14 protein-coding genes and 1 tRNA gene are annotated in these 19,601 nt (G+C 71.4%); 6 read left to right on the top strand and 9 right to left on the bottom strand.

Translation table 11 applies throughout. The features are described from left to right. Positions 1-13: 13 nt before the first annotated feature. Genes ACFY8U_RS19115 through ACFY8U_RS19105 form a run of 3 tightly spaced genes read left to right on the top strand, consistent with a single transcriptional unit; the run spans position 14 to position 4,348 of the window. Positions 14-2,791: an FtsX-like permease family protein gene (locus ACFY8U_RS19115; protein ID WP_389571538.1), complete on the top strand. Its 2,778-nt coding sequence runs from the start codon at positions 14-16 to the stop codon at positions 2,789-2,791. Further along, positions 2,788-3,732 (top strand): ABC transporter ATP-binding protein, encoded by a 945-nt coding sequence (locus ACFY8U_RS19110; RefSeq protein ID WP_389571535.1) that lies wholly within the window; start codon positions 2,788-2,790, stop codon positions 3,730-3,732. Before ACFY8U_RS19115 ends, ACFY8U_RS19110 begins: the two co-directional genes overlap by 4 nt. A gap of 22 nt (positions 3,733-3,754) precedes the next feature. Beyond that, positions 3,755-4,348: a hypothetical protein gene (locus ACFY8U_RS19105; protein WP_389571532.1), complete on the top strand. Its 594-nt coding sequence runs from the start codon at positions 3,755-3,757 to the stop codon at positions 4,346-4,348. A 118-nt stretch (positions 4,349-4,466) separates the two neighbouring features. Here ACFY8U_RS19105 and ACFY8U_RS19100 read toward each other — a convergent pair whose 3' ends face one another. From ACFY8U_RS19100 to ACFY8U_RS19060, 9 genes are all read right to left on the bottom strand, one after another. After that, positions 4,467-5,120 carry a hypothetical protein gene (locus ACFY8U_RS19100; protein ID WP_389571530.1) on the bottom strand — a complete coding sequence of 218 codons (654 nt, stop codon included), beginning with the start codon at positions 5,118-5,120 and terminating at the stop codon, positions 4,467-4,469. Next, a complete protein-coding gene (locus ACFY8U_RS19095; protein WP_361608402.1) occupies positions 5,117-5,539 on the bottom strand; it encodes a thioesterase family protein in 423 nt (140 codons plus the stop codon). Before ACFY8U_RS19095 ends, ACFY8U_RS19100 begins: the two co-directional genes overlap by 4 nt. 2 nt (positions 5,540-5,541) lie before the next feature. Next, positions 5,542-7,206, bottom strand: a complete 1,665-nt coding sequence (gene ettA / locus ACFY8U_RS19090; protein WP_361435094.1) for an energy-dependent translational throttle protein EttA — start codon at positions 7,204-7,206, stop codon at positions 5,542-5,544. A 496-nt stretch (positions 7,207-7,702) separates the two neighbouring features. Further along, the gene (locus ACFY8U_RS19085) at positions 7,703-8,713 is read right to left on the bottom strand and encodes a quinone oxidoreductase family protein (protein WP_389571528.1); all 1,011 of its coding nucleotides are present in this window, start codon (positions 8,711-8,713) and stop codon (positions 7,703-7,705) included. A gap of 195 nt (positions 8,714-8,908) precedes the next feature. Beyond that, a complete protein-coding gene (locus ACFY8U_RS19080; RefSeq protein WP_389571526.1) occupies positions 8,909-9,802 on the bottom strand; it encodes an NAD(P)-dependent oxidoreductase in 894 nt (297 codons plus the stop codon). Between the two features lie 198 nt (positions 9,803-10,000). Further along, positions 10,001-11,410 carry a Cys-Gln thioester bond-forming surface protein gene (locus ACFY8U_RS19075; RefSeq protein ID WP_389571524.1) on the bottom strand — a complete coding sequence of 470 codons (1,410 nt, stop codon included), beginning with the start codon at positions 11,408-11,410 and terminating at the stop codon, positions 10,001-10,003. 276 nt (positions 11,411-11,686) lie between these two features. Beyond that, positions 11,687-12,163: a single-stranded DNA-binding protein gene (locus tag ACFY8U_RS19070; RefSeq protein WP_389571522.1), complete on the bottom strand. Its 477-nt coding sequence runs from the start codon at positions 12,161-12,163 to the stop codon at positions 11,687-11,689. 191 nt (positions 12,164-12,354) lie between these two features. After that, positions 12,355-14,157 carry a GTPase gene (locus ACFY8U_RS19065; protein WP_389571519.1) on the bottom strand — a complete coding sequence of 601 codons (1,803 nt, stop codon included), beginning with the start codon at positions 14,155-14,157 and terminating at the stop codon, positions 12,355-12,357. Between the two features lie 6 nt (positions 14,158-14,163). After that, entirely contained in the window at positions 14,164-15,771 is a 1,608-nt protein-coding gene (locus ACFY8U_RS19060; RefSeq protein ID WP_389571517.1) for a dynamin family protein, read from the bottom strand. A 302-nt stretch (positions 15,772-16,073) separates the two neighbouring features. On the opposite strand from ACFY8U_RS19060, the gene ACFY8U_RS19055 reads away from it, so the two are divergent. From ACFY8U_RS19055 to ACFY8U_RS19045, 3 genes are all read left to right on the top strand, one after another. Beyond that, positions 16,074-16,146 (top strand) — tRNA-Arg (locus tag ACFY8U_RS19055). 250 nt (positions 16,147-16,396) lie between these two features. Then, positions 16,397-18,244, top strand: a complete 1,848-nt coding sequence (locus tag ACFY8U_RS19050; protein WP_389571514.1) for a TerD family protein — start codon at positions 16,397-16,399, stop codon at positions 18,242-18,244. A 244-nt stretch (positions 18,245-18,488) separates the two neighbouring features. Next, a complete protein-coding gene (locus tag ACFY8U_RS19045; protein ID WP_389571512.1) occupies positions 18,489-19,535 on the top strand; it encodes a hypothetical protein in 1,047 nt (348 codons plus the stop codon). Positions 19,536-19,601: the final 66 nt, after the last annotated feature.

Here is a 19,601-nt window from a genome sequence, read left to right as displayed (position 1 = left end):
AAAGGCAGCCGCCATGCCCCGCACGCCCGTCCGCGCCGTGGCGCCCTGGGTGCGGACCCGGCTGCGGGTCGCCCCGGGGACGGCGTGGGCCTTCGCGCTCCTCGTCCTGGTCACCGCGTTCCTCGCCGCCGCGCTCCCGCGGACGGTCGACGCGTACGAGTCCGAGGGTCTGCGGCACGACATCGCCGAGGCGGCCCCCCGCACCACGGTCCTGGAGATCGCGACCCCGCTGCTCCGGACCGACGGCCTGACGGACGGGCAGGCCCCCGGCACGGCCCCCGACGACCTGGCTCGGCAGCGGGCGCAGCTGGAGCGGCTGCTGCCCGCCCCGCTGCGCGTCGACCCGGAGGAGTCGGTGCACGGCGTCCGCACCACCAAGTGGGTCCCCGGCCTCGACCCCTGGCTTCCGCAGCCGTACGGGGTGCCCCCGGAGTTCATCCTCGCCGCCCCCTCGGCACTGGCCGAGCACACGACGGTACGGTCGGGACGGCTGCCGGCGACGGCGGACGCGGCCGAGCTCACCAGCGAGGCGGCCGTCACCGCCGAGACGGCGAAGGCCCTCCGTCTGAAGGTCGGTTCGGTGGTCCACGTGCCGAACCGGTACGGCTCGGCCCCGCTCGCCGTGACCGTCACCGGCATCGTGGAGCCGGTGCGTCCGCAGGGCGCCTACTGGTCCGTCGAGTCCCTCCTGAGGACCCCCGCGTACGCCATGAAGCGCGGCGGCATCGAGACGAAGTACTTCTGGCAGGCCGCGCTGCTGCTGCCTCCGGAGGGCGGGGCCCTGCTCCAGGAGAGCTTGGGCGAGCCGGAGCTGTACTGGCGGCTCGCGCCTGTCGGCGACCATCTCACCGCGCAGGACGAGCCGCGTCTGAGCCAGGCGGTGGCCTCGCTCACGGGCGGCCCCGACCTGGCGAAGGCCCGGGAGGTGATCGGCTCCTCCGGCTCGGTCACCACCGGCCTCGACGGGGTCGTCGCGGCGTACAGCGGCATGCGGACGGCGATCGCTCCGGTCGTCGCGGTCGCCGCCTTCGGCATCGGCGCGGTCGCGGCGGTCGTGCTCGCCATGACGGGCGGGCTGTTCGCCGCCCGGCGTGCAGCCGAACTGGCGCTGCTGCGCTCGCGCGGCGGCTCCCTGGCGGGGATCGGCGTCCGGCTGCTCGGGGAGACGGCGGTCCTGGCCCTGCCCGCCGCCGGTCTCGGTCTGCTGCTCGCGACGCTCGCGTTCCCCGATGCCCGCCTCGGCCCGGCTCTCGCCGCGGCCGGCGCGGTCGCGCTGCTCGCCGTCCTGGCGCTGCCGCTGCGCGCGCTGTTCCTGCACCGCAGGCCGCTCGCGCACGGCGGGCGCGAGGACCTGATCGCCGCCCGCCCGTCCCGGGGCCGTACGGTCGCCGAACTCACCGTCCTCGCCCTGGCCGTCGGCGCCGTCGTGGCGCTGCGCCGGCGCGGTACGGAGGATTCCGGCGACCACCTGGTCAGTTCGGCGCCGGTACTCGTCGCGCTGATCGCCGCGCTCGTCCTCGTACGGCTGTATCCGCTGCCGTTGCGGTGGGCGACGCGGCCGGCGCGCAGGCTGCGCGGCGCGGTCGGCTATCTGTCGCTCGCCCGGGCCGGGCGTTCCTCGGTGACGGGTGCGCTGCCGCTGCTGGCGCTCCTGGTGGCGCTGACGACGGCGGCGTTCGGCGGTTCGGTGCTCGCCGGAGTGGCCGACGCGCGGGACCGGGCGGCGCTCCTGGAGACGGGCGCGGACGCGCGCGTGACGGGCGACGCCGACGCGGCGCCGCTCCCGGACGGGCTCGCGAAGGCGGTGCGCGGAACGGCGGGCGTGCAGGACGTGGCCACGGTGCAGGTCGAGTACGGAGTGGCGCTGCCGACCACCGGGACGGCTCCGGCGACCGCGCTGCGGACCACTCCCCTGGTGGGGGTGGAGCCGGAGTCGTACGCCCGGCTCGCCGCGCGGACCGGCTTCGGTCCCTTCCCCGCCGCGCTGCTGAAATCCACCGGGACGGGCGGGAAGGACGACGCGGGGCGGGTCCTGCCGGCGATCGCCTCGCCCGCCGTCGCCGAGCGGCTCGGCGCGGAGCCGCGGAACATCACGGCGGCGGCGGGTTCGTTCACGGTACGGGTCGTGGGCGTACGGTCCGCCACGCCGGCCCTGCCCGAGCAGGACTTCCTGCTGGTGAACGCGGCCGACCTGCCCCATCGGGCGGACACCGTGCTGCTGGCCTCCGGACCGTCCGTGGAGGGGGACGCGCTGCGGGCGGTGGTCGCGGCGAAGAGCCGTGACTTCTCCGTGGTGCTGCGGACCGAGCAGCGGGCGACCTATGTGGACTCGCCGATGCAGGCGGGCGCCGAGCGGATCTATCTGGCCGCGATCGGGGCGGGTGCGGGCTATGCCGTCCTCGCCGTCCTGCTCTCGCTGCTGCAGTCCGCGCCGGAACGGGCCGTACTCCTCGCCCGGTTGCGGACGATGGGGCTGACCCGGCGGCAGGGCCGGCGGCTCCTCGGTCTCGAAGCGCTGCCGCAGGCGCTGCTCGCGGCGGCCGGCGGCATGCTCGTCGGCTGGGCGACGATCCTGCTGCTCGCCCCGGGCGTGGATCTCGTCCGGCTCTCGCTCGCGGCGGCGCCCGGGCTCGGCGCGCTCGACACCGCCCCGCTGCGGGTGGACGTGTGGTCGCTGGTGCTCCCTGCGGTGGGGGTGGTGGCGCTCTCGGGCCTGGCCGCGGCCCTTCAGGCGTGGTGGTCGACGCGCCGCGGATCGATCAGGGAACTCAGGGCAGGAGACGCACGATGACCGATATCAGCCTTGCGGAGCTGGAGCAGCGGGCGACGGCCCACCGCCACCGGCCCTCGTACGGGCACGACGCCCTGATCGCCTGCGACCGGCTGGTACGGATCTTCACCACGGACGGGGTGGAGGTGCAGGCGCTCCAGGGCCTCGACCTCCTGGTGCGGGAGGGCGAGTTGATGGCCCTGGTGGGGGCGTCGGGCAGCGGCAAGTCGACACTCATGAACATCCTGGCGGGCCTGGACGTACCGACGGCGGGCGCGGCGAAGGTCGCGGGCCGCGATCTGCTCTCCATGGACGCGAAAGCGCGGCTGGGGTACCGGCGGGACGTGGTGGGCTTCGTCTGGCAGCAGACGTCCCGCAACCTGCTGTCGTATCTGACGGCGACGCAGAACGTGGCGCTGCCGATGCAGTTGCGGGGGCGGTCGAGCCGGGCGAGGAAGACGGAGCGGGCGGAGGAGCTCCTCGCGATGCTGGAGGTCGCGGACTGCCGGGACCGCCGTCCGCACCAGATGTCCGGCGGCCAGCAGCAGCGGGTCGCCATCGCGGTGGCGCTGGCGAACAACCCCTCGGTCCTGCTCGCCGACGAGCCGACGGGCGAGCTGGACTCGGCGACGGGCGAGCAGGTCTTCGCGGCCTTCCGCCGCGCCAACGAGGAGCTGGGCACGACGATCGTGATCGTCACCCACGACCAGGCCGTCGCCTCCGAGGTCCGCCGCACGGTCGCCATCCGCGACGGCCGCACCTCCTCGGAGGTCCTGCGCCGTACGGAGGTCGACGCGGAGGGGCAGGAGTCCCTGGTCTCCCGCGAGTACGCGATGCTCGACCGCGCGGGCCGGCTGCAACTCCCCGCGGAGTACACGGCGTCCCTGGGCATGGAGCACCGCGTGATGCTGGAGCTGGAGCAGGACCACATCGGGGTGTGGCCGGACGACGCGGACGGATGAACGCGAGGGACGGGGGTGGCTCGTGGGGAAGGTGCTGTCGTATCTCGGCGCGGTGGTGGTGCCCTTGGGCGCGGGGGCGCTGCTGTACCTGTGGGCCGACTGGAGCCTGCGCGGTTCGGCGACGCCCACCGGGGTCGCGGTCCTGGTCGGGCTCGCCATCCTGGGCGCCGCGCTGGTCGCTCACAACGCCCTGTTCCGTGAGGGCGGCAGCTGCCTGGCGGCCCTGCTGGTCCTGGCGGGCCTGGCGGCGGTCTGGGTGGAGGTACGGGACTCGTCGACCCGGAGCGAGGTCGTCAGCTGTGTCGTGGTGGGCAAGGTCGGGGTGACCCACCATCCGACCTTCGGCGAAGGGGCGCCCGAGCCCAAGCGGCTCTTCCACCACACCGTGGACTGCCCCGGAGGCTATCCGGCGGAGTTCACCGCCGAGACCAGGGCGGCGTCCGAGGGCGGGACGATCCGCATCGCGTACGACCCGACCCACCGGCTGGACCCGGTCCTGGCGAGCGAGAACGTGCCCCGCGGATCACCGGTGATCCCGGCGGCCCTGCTGGCCCTGTCGGCGCTGGCCTCGGTGATCACGATCGCCAGAGAGGGCGGGAAGGGGGAGCGGGGCTGAGCGAGGCCCCTCGCGGTCGGGCGCCGGCCTCGGGCGGGGGCCTCAGACGGGGTCTGAGGCGGGGCCTCAGGCGCCGGCCTCAGGCGCCGGCCTCAGGCGCCGGCCTCAGGCGCCGGCCTCAGGCGGGGGCGAACGACAGGGCCGACGGAACCGTCCGTACCGCTATCGAACCGAAGGGCGTACGGAGCCGGAGCCACGGCCCCGAGGCGAGCAGCGCCACCGGCACGCCCTCCCCCGGCAGGAAGCCCAGGGACTGCGCGGCGTGCACCGCGCGCAGCGGCAGCCCGGTCTCCGCGACCGTCCGCGACCAGATCTCGCGGCCGATCCGGTCCCGCTCGGCCCGCGTCCGCCGCTCCTGCGGCAACTCCTCGTCCCGCGACCGGAATTCGGCGACCGCCGCCGTGACCGCTCCACGCAGCCGGGCCGCGTCCGGCAGTCCGGAGACCGGCTCCCAGCCACCGCGCGGCGGCAGGACGCCGGCCCACGGCGGGCCGGTGACGGTGTCGGGGACGACGGCCTTGCCGGCCGACTCCTCGATGCCCTCCAGGAGTTCACCGGCGGAGACGGTGACATCCAGATCCACGGCGTCGACGAGCCGTGCCGTACGGATCGCCAGCACCTCGAACGACGGCGGCCGTCCGAACACCGCGAGCGCGCCGCCCCCGGCCTGGAGCCGGACGGCGGCGGCACGGTCGTAGTGGATCAACCGGGCCAGGAAGGCGGCGAGGTCCGCCGCCTCCCGGGCGTCGGCGAAGTGCAGCGGCGCGATCATGCGGCGGCCGTCATCCCGTCGTCCATGTACTCCTCGAGGAACGACCGCTCCTCGGCGGAGATACGACGCGGCCGCTGGGCCTCCAGGTCGAAGGGGACGACGACCGTCGAGGCCCGGACGTACGTCACTTCCGGGTCCTTGATCTCGTACGCGATCGTCAGCGACGCCGCGCCTATCTTCGTGACCCACGACTCAATGGTGACCGGCCGGTGCCGGTGCACCAGCGGCCGCACGTAGTCGATCTCGTGCCGGGCCACGACGGACCCGCCGGAGAACGACGGAGAACCGTCGCCCGGCGCCAGCCGGAACATGAAGTCGATCCGCGCCTCTTCCAGATACCGCAGGAAGACGACGTTGTTGACGTGCCCGAAGGCGTCCATGTCCGACCAGCGCAGGGGACAGCTGTAGATATGGCGCACGCTCAGCCTCGGGTCAGCTTCTTGTACGTGGCGCGGTGCGGACGGGCCGCGTCCGGGCCGAGGCGCTCGATCTTGTTCTTCTCGTACGACTCGAAGTTGCCCTCGAACCAGTACCACTTCGACTCGCCCTCGTACGCGAGGATGTGCGTCGCGACCCGGTCGAGGAACCAGCGGTCGTGGGAGATGACCACGGCCGCACCCGGGAACTCCAGGAGCGCGTTCTCGAGCGACCCGAGGGTCTCGACGTCGAGGTCGTTGGTCGGCTCGTCGAGGAGCAGCAGGTTGCCGCCCTGCTTGAGGGTGAGCGCGAGGTTCAGGCGGTTGCGCTCACCACCGGAGAGGACACCGGCCGGCTTCTGCTGGTCCGGGCCCTTGAAGCCGAAGGCGGACACGTAGGCGCGGGACGGCATCTCGACCTGGCCGACGTTGATGTAGTCCAGCTCGTCGGAGACGACGGCCCACAGCGTCTTCTTGGGGTCGATGTTGGCGCGGCTCTGGTCGACGTAACTGATCTTGACGGTCTCGCCGACCTTGACGGAGCCGGAGTCCGGGGTCTCCAGACCCTGGAGCATCTTGAAGAGCGTGGTCTTGCCGGCACCGTTCGGGCCGATCACGCCGACGATGCCGTTACGGGGCAGGGTGAAGGACAGGTCGTCGATGAGGACCTTGTCGCCGAAGGCCTTCGAGAGGTTGTTGACCTCGACGACGATGGAGCCCAGGCGCGGGCCCGGCGGGATCTGGATCTCCTCGAAGTCCAGCTTCCGCATCTTGTCGGCCTCGGCGGCCATCTCCTCGTAGCGAGCGAGACGGGCCTTGGACTTGGCCTGACGCCCCTTGGCGTTCGACCGCACCCACTCGAGCTCTTCCTTCAGACGCTTCGCGCGCTTGGCGTCCTTCTGGCCCTCGACCTTGAGGCGGGTCGCCTTGTTCTCCAGGTAGGTGGAGTAGTTGCCCTCGTAGGGGTGGGCGCGACCGCGGTCGAGCTCCAGGATCCACTGGGCGACGTTGTCGAGGAAGTACCGGTCGTGGGTGACGGCGACGACGGTGCCGGGGTACTTGGCGAGGTGCTGCTCCAGCCACTGCACGGACTCGGCGTCCAGGTGGTTGGTGGGCTCGTCGAGGAGCAGCAGGTCGGGGGCCTCGAGGAGGAGCTTGCAGAGCGCGACGCGGCGCTTCTCGCCACCGGAGAGGTTGACGACCGGCCAGTCACCGGGCGGGCAGCCCAGCGCGTCCATGGCCTGCTCGAGCTGCGCGTCGAGGTCCCAGGCGTTGGCGTGGTCCAGGTCCTCCTGGAGCTTGCCCATCTCCTCCATCAGCGCGTCCGAGTAGTCGGTCGCCATGAGCTCGGCGACCTCGTTGAAGCGGTGAAGCTTCCCCATGATCTCGGCGGCACCGTCCTGGACGTTCTGCAGGACGGTCTTGGTCTCGTCGAGCGGGGGCTCCTGGAGGAGCATGCCGACGGTGTAGCCGGGCGACAGGAAGGCGTCACCGTTGGACGGCTGCTCAAGACCGGCCATGATCTTGAGGACGGTGGACTTTCCGGCACCGTTCGGGCCGACCACACCGATCTTCGCACCGGGCAGGAAGCTCAGCGTCACGTCATCGAGGATGACCTTGTCGCCGTGCGCCTTGCGCGTCTTGCGCATCGTGTAGATGTACTCAGCCAAGAGAAACCGTCCGGCAAAGAGTGAGTGGGCAGATACACCCCATCTTGCCTGACCGCCACCCCTGGGGGCCAACCAGTAGGCGGGGGCTGCCCTGACCAGCGCCTTCCCGGACACTCCGTAGCCGTCCGGTCACCGCCGACCGTCGGCCAGGCGCGTCCGGGGGCCTCGCACGGCCCATGCAGTTGCCTTACGCAGCACAGCGTGAGTCCCCCGGGAACGCTGCCGCGCACCGGCTGTTCTCGAGTTGGCTCGGGACAGTTGACGAGATCCCGTCCGATCTACTGATCGGGCGGGATCTTCGCCTTTTCGGGGCGTGTTCGCCGGTCTCGGCTCGGGCCGCGTCGTCGCTGATCGGGCCGTCGCGGTCGGGCGGCGATGTCGACGCCATGGGATTCGCCCTGCCGTCGAGGCCCTCGGCGTTCTCTCGGGCAGGGCGATCACCTCGACGATCTCCCAGAAGTGGACCCACGAAGATCCCCGACCTCGTCACCCGCGATCAGCTCTGCGTCTCCTCGCGGCGTCCGATAGCGGCCGCATCGGGTACGAGGAGCAGCTTGCCGGTGGTACGCCGAGCCTCCAGATCGCTGTGGGCCTGGGCGGCCTCGGACAATGCGTAGCGGCCCGTTACGGTGACCTCAAGCGCCTTGGAGCGCACCCACTCGAACACATCGGCGGCCCGTCGGAGCAGTTCGGACCGATCGGCGATGAAGTGCCCGAGGCTGGGCCGGATCAGGGTCAGCGAACCGCCGTGGGCGAGCCGAATCGGATCAAACGGCGGCACGGCACCACTCGCCGCGCCGAAGAGCACGAGATGGCCGCGGGTTCGCAGGCTGGCGAGGCTCGCATCGAAGGTGTGCGCGCCGACGCCGTCGAAGACAACCGGCAGTCCCTGACCGCCGTTGAGCCGCCTCACCTCGGCTGCGAGATCGTCGACTGCGGAGGAAAGGATCACCTCAGCGGCCCCGGCACGCTTCGCCAGCTCGGCCTTCGCCGTGGTCGACGTCGTGCCGATCACCCTGCCGCCGAGATGGGTGATGAGCTGGGTCAAAAGCAGCCCCATGCCACCAGCAGCCGCATGCACGAGCACCGTGTCGCCCCCCTGAACCGGGTAGGCGTCCTTGACGAGATAGTGCGCGGTCATGCCTTGGAGGAGCACGGCGGCGGCTGTCTCGAAGTCGATATCGTCGGGCAGCGGCACCAGCCGGGAGGAGTCCACGACGGCCCGCTCGGCATACGTGCCGGGAATCTCCACCCAACCGACCCGGTCCCCCACTGCGACGTCAGCGACGCCGGGTCCAACTTCGACGACCGTACCGGCGCCCTCAGCGCCCGGGGTGAAGGGCAGCGGGAGGCTGTACCGGCCTTCGCGGTGGTAGACGTCGAGGAAGTTGACCCCGGATGCGGCGACCTCCACGACCGCCTCGCCCGGACCCGGCCGCGGCTGGTCCACCATGGCCTCCTGCAGCACCTCGGGACCGCCCACTTCGTACACCTGAATCGCTCGCATGGCCCTCCAATAACGGCTCGTCCCCCTCCAACCCCGTTGATCGCGATTCGATTCCCGGCAAGCAGACCAGCCCGCCAGCGCCACTCCCTGGCCGGCTACCGGCCCGCGCGACGGCCCGGCTGCCCGGGATGCCGCTGGATCTCCGCGACTGGCCTCGCACGGCCCCCGGACGGCCCGGCGCACGCGCGTCGGTGGTCACTTCTTCCTGAAGTGCTCGACCAGCTGGGAGTAGCTGTCGTGGGCGTGGCCGTTCTGCACGGCCTTGTTCACGAGGCCGAGGGTGTAGCGGGGGAATTCGGCGTCGATGTTCCGCGCCTCGCTCTCGCGGACGAGGTCCTCGACCGAGGGCCGGTGGTGCTGGAGCGCTCCGTACGGCGTCGCGTACTCGCCACGGTCGACCTCATCGGCGATCACCGGGAGGAACCCCAGGAGGGCGTCGACGGAGGGGCGGGCGTCGTCCAGGAACCGCCGCGTCTCGATGCCCTCACTGGACAGCAGGGCGGCCGCGTGCAGGAATCCGTTGAGCGCGCCCCACATGGTGCCGTGCACGGCCATCCCGTACAGCGCGGGCACTCCGGCGTCGGCCGAGATCAGCGTTCCCCTGCCGCCGACGAGCTGGAGCGTCGCCTCGAACTGGCCGAACACGGCCTCGGAACCGCCGTAGAAGATCACCGACTCCGCGCCCCCGATGCCCGGAGCGATCGTCATGATCTGGCCGTGGAGATACTGCGCGCCCTGGTCTCCGACCCACTCCGCCACGGCCCTGGCCTCCGCCGACGTCCCGTCCGTGAGGTTGAGGACGGAGCGGCCGGCAAGCGCGTCGCCCGCCGATTCCAGCACCGCGCGGGCCGTCGCGTTGCCCTTCACGCTCACGACCACCAGGGGACTGGCGGCAACGGCGTCGCGGACGGAGGCAGCCCGCTCGGCTCCTCTGGCGACGAGGTCGCCGGCCTTGTCCGGCGTACGGTTCCAGACCGTGGTCGCGTGCCCGCCGCCCAGGAAGGCGCCGGCGAGCGCGAAGCCCATTTCGCCCAAGCCGATCACGGTCACGGCCGGCTTGGCGTCGGTTCGTTCCGAGGCAGTGGTCATCGAAGTCGCTCTCCTCCGGGTCGCCGTGGCCAGGCCCCCTGCGGGGCGGCCACCGATGCTGGGCGAACGCCACGCTAGAACCTCAACCGAAGTCGAGGTCAAGGGATCTCGGGGAGTGCGTCCCCGTACACGCACGACGGCCCCGGTGCGCGTGGCGCGCACCGGGGCCGGTGGTACTACGGGTGTCCTACCGGACTGTTACTGGCCGGCCGTCTTCTTCTTGCGGAGGAAGAAGACCGCGCCGCCGCCGAGAACCACGAGGAGCGCGGCGATGCCGGCGATCATCGGGGTGGCGTTGGAGCTACCGGTCTCGGCGAGGTCGCCGCCACCGGTGGTGGAGCCGGTGGTGGAACCGCCGGCCGTGCCCTCGGTGGGCGGGGTGGTCACGGACGGCTCGGCCGACGGGGTCTCCGTCGGGAGCGGGCCCGGGGTGGCCGTCTTGCAGTCGAGGACGCCCTTGAAGTTCTTCTCGAAGCCGTTCGGGCCGGTGATCGTGAAGTCGTAGGCCTCGTCCTCGGCGATCGGGACCAGCACCGTCTTGGACTGGCCGCCGGCGATGGTGACCTTCTGACCCTTCACCTCGAAGGTGAAGTCCTCGTCACCCTCGTTGGACGCCGTGACGTCCAGGCCGCCCTTGGCGCAGTTCTTCTCGACCGTGACGGCCGGGATCGCGCCCTTCTTGGCCCACGTGGCGGTCGCCTTCGCGCTGACGCTGGACTTGCTGGTGCCCGCGAGGATCAGGGTCTGGCTCTTGACCTTCGTGGAGACGAACGCGCGGCCGATCGGGACCGTCGTGTCGGCCTGAACCGTCAGCTCGGCGGCGCCGTCGGCCGTGCCGGCCGGAATGTCGAAGAAGACCTGGTCGCCCTTGACGGCGTTGGTGACGACCTTGCCGTCCTTGTCGACCAGCTTGACGCCCGCGGGGGCGCCCGGGGTCAGGGAGATCGCGGCGGAGGCAGCGTTGGTATCGACCGTGATCGGGCCGAGGCGCTCGCCCGACTTACCGGCGACGGAGGCCGGGGAGACGCTGAGGGAGGCCTTGGGCTCCTCCAGGTTCACCGCCTCCTTCTCCAGGTACTCGGTGAGCTTCTGGGCGTCCTTGTTGACGGGCTCGGCGTCCACGTTGTCGGAGAAGTGCCAGATGGCAGCCTGGGTGGCGGCCGCGGCCGTCTCCTTGGTCAGGTTCGCGGCGCCGACCTTCTTGGCCAGCTCGTCGAGCTTGTCGACCTGCGGGTAGGAGTTCTGCAGGATCCAGCGGATCTTGCCCGCGTTCTTGTTGTTGTGCAGGGACGACTGGTCCCAGCCGACCTCCTTGTACTCCTGGCCCGTCTTGGCGCCGGTGTAGAGGTCGATGCAGTAGGTCTGCAGCACACCACCGGGGGTGACCTGCATCTCGAACAGGCCGGCAGAGACCTTGCCCTGACCCTTGATCTTGACCGTGTCGAAGACGGTGAGCTTGCCCAGCGTGGCGGTCGCGCCGCCGGTGCCGTCCGCCCCGTCCTCGGCCAGCGCCGGCCCCGCAACAGCTATCGCACCCGCGGCGACGAGGCCAGAGACCACAGTCGCGGCGGCAAGGCGGGCAACGCCGCGCCTCCGAACAGAAAACATGAATTTCCCCTCCGGGCGAGCGGCTCCGTGCCGTAGGTCAGACATGACACGTGGGGGGAGCGCATCGCCAGCAGATTCACAGACCCGGTTGACTCAACTGCCGACTCAAGTGATGACTCAAGTCCCGTATGAGTACCCGCGAATCCTATGGACGGGGAAGACCCTGATGCCCGCGCATACAGTCTGATAACCATTCCGACTCGGAATCGTTATCAGAGGTGTCCGCTCAGCGGAGGATCGATGGCCACGGAGTCGACAAATCCCCGCAAGTCCAGGTCAGGCCACGGGTGCCAGAGCCTTCGGGGCATCCGCCACCTCCCACGGGTCCCGTTCAACACCCCCTTCCACGCCGTCTCCCTGACGTTCCGTCGTGCGCGTCTCGCCCTTCACCACCCGCCGGAAGGCCGCCGTACCCCGTGTCAGATCGTGCCCCACCGCCATCGCGTCGACGTCCACGAACGTCCTGCGGCGGCCCTCCTGACGGTCCTCCCCCTCCTCCTCCCGCACCCGCAACCGGCCGTGCACCACCAGCGGCTCGCCCACCGAGACCGACGCGGCGAGGTTGGCGCCGAGCGCCCGCCACGCGAACACCGTGTAGAAGCTGGTGTGTCCGTCCGACCAGGCGCCCCGCTCGCGGTCCCAGCGGCGCGCCGTCACCGCGAACCGGAACCGGGCCACCCCGCCCGTCGGCGTCTCCCGGTACTCCACGCTCGTCGCCACGTTCCCGACCAGCGTCACCATCGTGTCGTTCATGTCCGTCCCTCCCCGTTCCTCAGGCCTGGCTGCCCTGCACCTCCATGCTGGACGGGTCGGCGGAACCCCGCCGAAGCCTGTGGACGGGCGAGGTGTTGGGGAGAACGCCGTCACCCACAGGGGTGAACCCGCGCCTCTTGACCGGCGCCCCGCGGACAGCGCCCTCCGCGTGCTGCGGCTCCCGGCCGGCCTCACCTCATCCGCGCGCCCGCCCTCGTACCGCCCCACCGAACCCCGCCGGCTCCGCCCAGCCGCGTCACCCGGGCCCCCGCACGCGTCCCCGACACCGTCACGAACTGGTCGCGCACCTCCCGGTAGCGCATCAGCTCGGCCGAGATCGGGTCCAGGACCCGCGCCCGTCCGCACGCGGCCGCCGCCTCCCGCAACTTCCGTTCGGCCTCCTGCCCGTACCGCCGGGCCGGCCCCTTCACCGCCGCCGCGCACGCCCACTCCACCAACGGTCCGCCGACGATGCCGCCGAGCATGATGAGGACGGGCGGCAGCAGCCCCGGCTCCACGACCCCGATGATCTGGCCGACCAGCCACAGCGCGCCGAAGACCTGCAGCAGCGTCATCAGGACCTGGGCCAGGACGGCCGCCGGCCACCAGGCGGGCCGCGGGGGGCGGGCGGCCGGATCGCCGATGGACGCGGTGAGTTCGTCGAGCGCCTCGGGCAGCCCGTCGGCTCCCCGGGCCGCCGCCTCGCGCACCGCCTGGGCCCACGGCGCCGGGAGCCCGCGCGAGGCGTCGTCGGCGACGACCCGCACGGCCTGCTCCACCCGTTGCCGCGCCGTGAGTTCGTCCTCCAGCGGTGCCTGGAGGCGCGGGTCGGTGGAGCCGTGCGCGCGCATCCGTTCGTACCAGCGGTAGAGCCGCAGCCAGGGCGTGCCGCAGGCGCGGATGGCGCTTCTGCGCCAGACGCGTTCGGCGGCCTCGCCCGCCGCCGTGGCGCCGACGGCGACCGCGAGCCGGGCCGCGAAGTCCTCCCGTGCCCGCTCCCCCAGACCGGTCTGGCCGTCGGAGACGTACGCGGGGCGGAGGCGGGCCGCGGCCGCGTCGACGTCGGCGGAGAGCCGGAGCGCGGGCGCGGTCCGTTCCGTGACGAACCGGCCGAGCAGCTCGCGCAGTTCACCCACGCCCTCGCCGGTGAGGGCGGAGAGCGCGAGGACGGTGGCGCCGGGTTCGCCGTGCTCGCCGAGGGCGATGCCGTCCTCGTCCAGGAGGCGGCGCAGATCGTCCAGGACCAGGTCGGCGGCCTCGCCGCCCAGCCGGTCGATCTGGTTGAGGACGACGAAGGTGACCTCGGCATGGCCCGCGAGCGGGCGCAGATAGCGTTCGTGGAGTACCGCGTCGGCGTACTTCTCCGGGTCGACGACCCAGATCACGGCGTCGACCAGGCCGAGGACCCGGTCGACCTGGTCGCGGTGGGTGGTGACGGCCGAGTCGTGGTCGGGGAGGTCGATCAGGACGAGGCCCTGGAGGTCCTCGTCGGCCGCCCCGCCCGCCAGGGGGCGGCGCCGGAGCCGGCCGGGGACGGCGAGCCGGTCGAGGAGGCCTGCCGAGCCCTCGGACCAGCTCAGCGCGATGGGCGCCGAGGTGGTGGGCCGGCGCAGTCCGGTCTCGGAGACGGGTACGCCCGCGAGGGCGTTGAAGAGCGTCGACTTGCCGCTGCCGGTGGGTCCGGCGATCGCCACGACGGTGTGGCGTGCGGAGAGCCGCTGTCGTGCGGCGGCCTCGTCGAGTACGCGTCCGGCCTCGGCGAGCGTCTCGTTGGCCAGTCGCGTACGGGAGAGGCCGACGAGTTCGTGGAGCGCGTCGAGCCGGGTGCGCAGGGAGCCGCCGTACTGCCCGCCGAGCGGTGGAAGGCTGTCCTCCTCCGCCTCCGCGGGGGCCTCCTCGGCTTCCTGGGCCCGTTCACGCTCGCTCGCCCGCCGTGCGATCAGGCCGTCGTCCCAGCGGTCGTCCGCGCGGTCGTCCACCGTGCTGCTGCTCACCGGTCCTCACTTCTCCTTCTGCAGTACGGAGAGCGCGGCGATCAGTTCCGCCTGCGGCTCGGGGGTCACTTCGAGGGCGTCGAGGGGGGCGAGGCGCCGGTCGCGTTCGGTGTGCAGGGCCCGGTCGAGGTACGTCATGACCAGCGCGCCGCCCGTGTCGCGCAGACGCAGGGCGGCCTTGGCGCCGAGCAGTTCGGCCAGCCGCTCGCCGGCGCCGCGGGTGCGGCGGCCGCCGAGCAGGGCGGCGGCGAGAAGGGCGGCGACGGTGTCGGCCTCGGGTGCGGCGGTACGGGCGGTCCCCGGCCGCTCCGAGCCGCGGAGCTCCTCCTCGGCCAGCTCTTCGAGTTCGCGCCGCCAGCGCCGTACGGTCATCTCGATCCGCTCGTTCGCCTCCCGGTCGGGCGCGGCGGGGGAGGCGCGGAGCGCGGCTGCGGCGGGTTCGCGGCGCCACGCGTCCCGTACGCGCTCGTCGGCGGCGGCGACCGCGCACTGGAGCAGGGCGGCGAGCGACTCGACGAGGGCGTCGAGCAGTTCGTCGGCGGTGCTGTCGCGGGGGTAGCCGCGCCAGCGGGTGCGGGCGTCGCCCGCAAGGACGGCGCCGCGGCGCACCTGCTGCCGGACGCGTTCGCCCTGCTCCTCGTAGGCGGCCTCGACGGCGCCTCCGAGCCGGACGGCGGCGGCGTACTGGGCGGCGACCGCCCCGGCGAGCTCGGGCATCCGGCTGTCGAGGGAGTCGATGACACCGGAGGCCGTACGGCCCATGGCCTGCTGGCGCGCGGCGGGGTCCTGGGCGCTGTGGGCGAGCCAGGCGCGCAGCGGGGCGACGGCGCTGTCGGGCAGGAGGCCGCTGCCGCCGCCCGCGGACTCGGGCAGCTCGGGGATGGTGAACCGGGGCACGTCCCTGAGTCCGGCCTTGTCGAGCAGGGCCTCGTACTGCCGGGAGACCTCGCCGAGGATCTGGTGCGGCACGCGGTCGAGGACGGTGACGAGCGTGACGTCGTACTCCTTGGCGGTACGGAGCAGGTGCCAGGGGATGGCGTCGGCGTACCGCGAGGCGGTTGTGACCATGACCCAGATGTCGGCGGCGCAGATCAACTCGGAGGCGAGCAGCCGGTTCTCGACGACGAGGGAGTCGATGTCGGGGGCGTCGAGCAGGGCGAGGCCGGGGACGAGGGCGGAGGAGGTCTCGACGCGGAGCGCGTTCTCCTCGGGGGGTTCGTCGCCCGGGCTGTCGTCGTCCTGCTGGGGCAGCCAGACGCGGGTGAGCTGGGGCAGGACACGCATCCCGGCGAACCAGTGGTGGTCGTCGGGGTGACAGACGAGCACGGGCGTACGGGTCGTGGGCCGGAGCACTCCGGCCTCACTGACGCGCCGCCCCACAAGGGAGTTGACGAGCGTCGACTTCCCCGCCCCCGTGGACCCGCCGACGACGGCGAGGAGGGGGGCGTCGGGGTCCTTCAGCCGGGGCACCAGATAGTCGTCGAGCTGCGCGAGCAGCTCGGCCCGGGTCTGGCGGGCGCGTGGGGCGCCTGGGAGGGGGAGTGGGAGACGCACGGCGGCGACACAGTCGCGCAGGGCGGAGAGTGCGTCGATCAGCTGAGGCCGTTCGTCCAAGGTCACCACATGCGAAGAATGCCCAATTTTGGAGCCTTTTTGAAGCGTATAAGGGCCCTGCGCGCCGACCGAACAGCAGACGACAGGCACCTCAGGCATAACGAGTGCACAACACCCGGCCCGAGTGGCGTGAAAAACACTGCGGGAATCGCACCTGCCTGCGATTATCGTTCCGCTTCACCGAACCTCCACATCGTGCCACGCAGGTGAAGCAACCGGGCCAAGGCGATCGGAGCCCTATCCTTGACCCGGCAGGCCACGCCCCACCCACCAGGGGCTCCCGGCCACCGGTCCACCACCCGGCCCCCGTAGCTCAGTGGATAGAGCAGGTGCCTTCTAAGCACTTGGCCGCAGGTTCGAGTCCTGCCGGGGGCGCTTTACCACGGACCCTCCTTCGGGAGGGTCTTTTGCTGGTCAGGGGCGCTTTTCAGTCGGTGGCAGGGGCGTCAGGGAGACGGCCTCGGTTGGCTCGTTCTGTCCGGCTGAACCGGCCAGAAGCGAGCTTCGGCGGCCGTCCGGCCCGAAAAATCGGCCCGAAGTTCCGGGACGGTCTCTCGGCAGGGTCGAGGGGACAAATCGGCATTCGGGTTGAAGCCGCGATCACGCCCGGATCATCCTTACCGTCATGTCTCTCGCCGCCGCGCTCGACGTTTCACACCTGCCCGACTACGCGAACGACTGGGCACTGGTCGACGTCGAGACGTCCGGCCTGATCGCCCGGCGTGACCGGATCCTCTCGATCGCGGTGCTGACCTTCGGGCCGGACGGGACCCAGACCGGCGAGTACTCCACCCTGCTAAACCCAGGCTGCGACCCCGGCCCCGTGCACATCCACGGCCTAACCGCGGAACGGCTGAGCGGCGCCCCGACCTTCGAGCAAGTAGCCGGACGGATCGGAGCACTCCTGCAGGACCGCGTCATGGTGGCCCACAACGCACAGTTCGACTACGACTTCCTGGCCCATGAGTTCGCGCGCGCCCGGCTCTACCTCCCGGTCACTCAGCGTCTGTGCACCCTGGCCCTGAACCGGCGTGTGGAGCCACCTTCCGCCGACCTCGGCCTGGCGTCACTGGCCGCTCACTATGGCGTCCCGCAGACCAGCGCTCATGACGCGCTGGACGACACACGCGTCCTCGCGGGGATCTTCCGGTCCTCCCTCTCCGAAGCCGCACGGCTGGACGTCCCACTGCCACTGGTGCCCTGCCCTCCCCGGCAGGATCCGCAGTTCGCACCGAATCCGCCGAAGACCCCGTGCGCCTACCGGAACCCGGGCCGCCTGACACCCGGCGGTCCACTCGTCCAAGGGATGAAGATCGCCATTACGGGCGAGACCGCGACCTCCCGGGCCGAGCTGGTGGCCCGGGCCGTCGCCGCTGGCCTGAACATCATGTCGTCGGTCAGTCGGCACACCAGCGCTCTCGTCACCAACGACGCGGCCTCGGGCTCGGCGAAGGCACGGCGCGCGATCGCCGAAGGCGTCTCGGTAATCGACGAGCACACCTTCCTCAAACTGCTGGGAGAGGTGCGTCCCGGGACACCGCACGAGAATGAGACACCGAAGAAGACGCCGGAAGCGGCGACCCCGGCCACGCCGCCTTCGACGCCGACGCCGTCCCCCGCTGCGAACGCAGCCGTCGCGGACGTGCCGGCGCCCAGGGGGCCCGAGTCCACGCATTCCGCCAAGCCGTTCGGCCGACGGCGAGTCCTGATTCTGGGTGGCACCCACGAGGAGGCGTCCGCCGCCCGAGCCAGGGTCGTCGAGCTGGGCGGGGCCGCCGCGATCAACCTCTCGGCGAGCGTCACCGACGTCGTCCTCTTCCCCGGGGGCGAACTCGACCACCGCATGACCCGCATCACCGCGTTGGAGCTTCCGGTCCACGCGCACGGATGGCTCGGAGCCCCCACCTCCGAGCCGGCCGAGGTCCCCGCTCAGGACGGTGCGATGACCAACATCCTGCCGCGCGGCGGAGTCATCGATCTCCCCGCACTTGCCACCGGCGGCCACTGGCACGTGAGTGCCTCCTGGGTGCGACAGACGAACTGCGAGATCGACGTCGTCGCCTTCGTCCTCGACGAGGACGAGCAGGTCTCCTGCGACGGGGACTTCGTCTTCTACAGCGCGCCGGAAAGCCCCGACGGAGCCACCCGTCTCCTCTGCGACGGCCCGACCGAGCAGACCATCGCCGTCGACCTCGCGGCACTGCCTCCCGCCGCCCACAGGATCGCGATCGCCGCCGCCATCGACGGTGCCGCCACCTTCGGGAACATCGGAGCGGTCCAGATGACCCTCGCACCGGGCGTCGACGCTCCGGCCACGGCCCAGGCCACTCTGGACGCCGCCACCAGCGAACGCACCCTGCTCCTCGCCGAGATCTACCGCCGGGGCCCACGGTGGCGCTTCCGCGCCGTCGGCCAGGGCTACGACCATGGCCTCGAGACCCTCGTACGTGGATACGGCGTCGACGTGGAATAACCTTCATCGCCTGCCAGATGGCGTGGGGTGATCCAGTACATCGGGTCCGGGAGGGAGGGTTCGTCGTTGTGCTGCCGGTACAGGGCGCCTCCGAGAGGTCGGGGTTCTGGGCGGTCGTCAACGTTGGCATGGCCGCCGAGCCGTGACCAGTCCCTTTCCCCTCTCGTCTGCCCCCGGCGAACTGGCACATGGGCTGCGCCCGAAAACACCCGTTGAACAAGCGCATACGGCATGATCAGCCGTCGTGGAACCTGAAGTGACAGCAGCGTGGATATCCGCCTTCGGAGCGCTCGGCGGCGTCGCCTTCGGCACTATCACTGCCATCGTCGCGGCCCGCATCCAAGCTAGACCGGCTCATCGGGCAGCCGAGGCCGCCCACGCACAGGCGGAGGCCGCCTACCGCGCCGCCCTTGACTCCGCTCGCGAGCAGATCAAGGGGGCGGCAGCCCAAAGCACGGGCAGCGCGCGGCGCCAGGTTTATGCGGACTTCATCAACGAGGCCCACAAGCTGCAGCTCGCCGTAGAGGAGTTCGACAAAGACTTCTACGGGGTGACACGCGATACGCGAGAGGCACGTGAGGCTCTTGGCCGCGTGGAGAAGGCGGCTGCTCTCGTGTTCCTGGAAGGTCCGGAGGAGGTTACCGAAGCGGCCTGGGAGGTCTACAACGAAGCCAGCTCGGGTCTCAGTGACTACGAGTCCTCGGGCAGCGTACGTACCTCGTGGTCCGTGGTTGTCCATGCCGGTCTCGAAGAATCAGTCGTGACAGCCTTGGATCAACTCCGTCATGGGGTGAGGGAGCAGGTGTCTCCTGCCTGGAGAAGGACGGCCACCCACTGGATCCTGGAAGCGGCGCGCGGCTCGGATTTCCCGTTCCCCCAGACGCCCACTCATACGTCACTGGGCGGTAGGACTGTCCCGTACTCGACTGACCGGGAGGCGAGAACGGGGGGATACGGAATGGGCCGACTCGTGGTGCCTCGTGAGGGCGGCGACCCAGTGCCCTTCTACGAGACCGTCAGGCCGCCCTCCGACCTCGTAGCGCGCCTCCTCGCCAACGTCGAAACATACCTCTGGTTCTGCAGTCCTCTGATCGAGGACGGCTCCCTCACACGGGAGCAAGCGTGCGAGATGCTCGAATACGCTCTCAGCGCCGCGCACGCGTCCTCCCCGGAACGGGAGTTCTCCTGGACTGCAGGCGACGTGGGGAACGACCTCCTCAAGTTCGTCCAGCTCGCCCAGAGTGTCCTCAACCCTCTGGAAGCAGATCCGGAGCGGCCCTCCGACGGCTGAGCTGGCTCACCGATCAGTCGCCCAGTCCAGCTGAGGGGGCATTGCCATGTTGGCCACCGCTCACGC

Source organism: Streptomyces sp. NPDC012508 (assembly GCF_042902595.1).
Taxonomy (GTDB): domain Bacteria; phylum Actinomycetota; class Actinomycetes; order Streptomycetales; family Streptomycetaceae; genus Streptomyces.
Note: the sequence above shows the minus strand (reverse complement) of the source record. Positions and strands in the feature narration are given on the sequence as shown.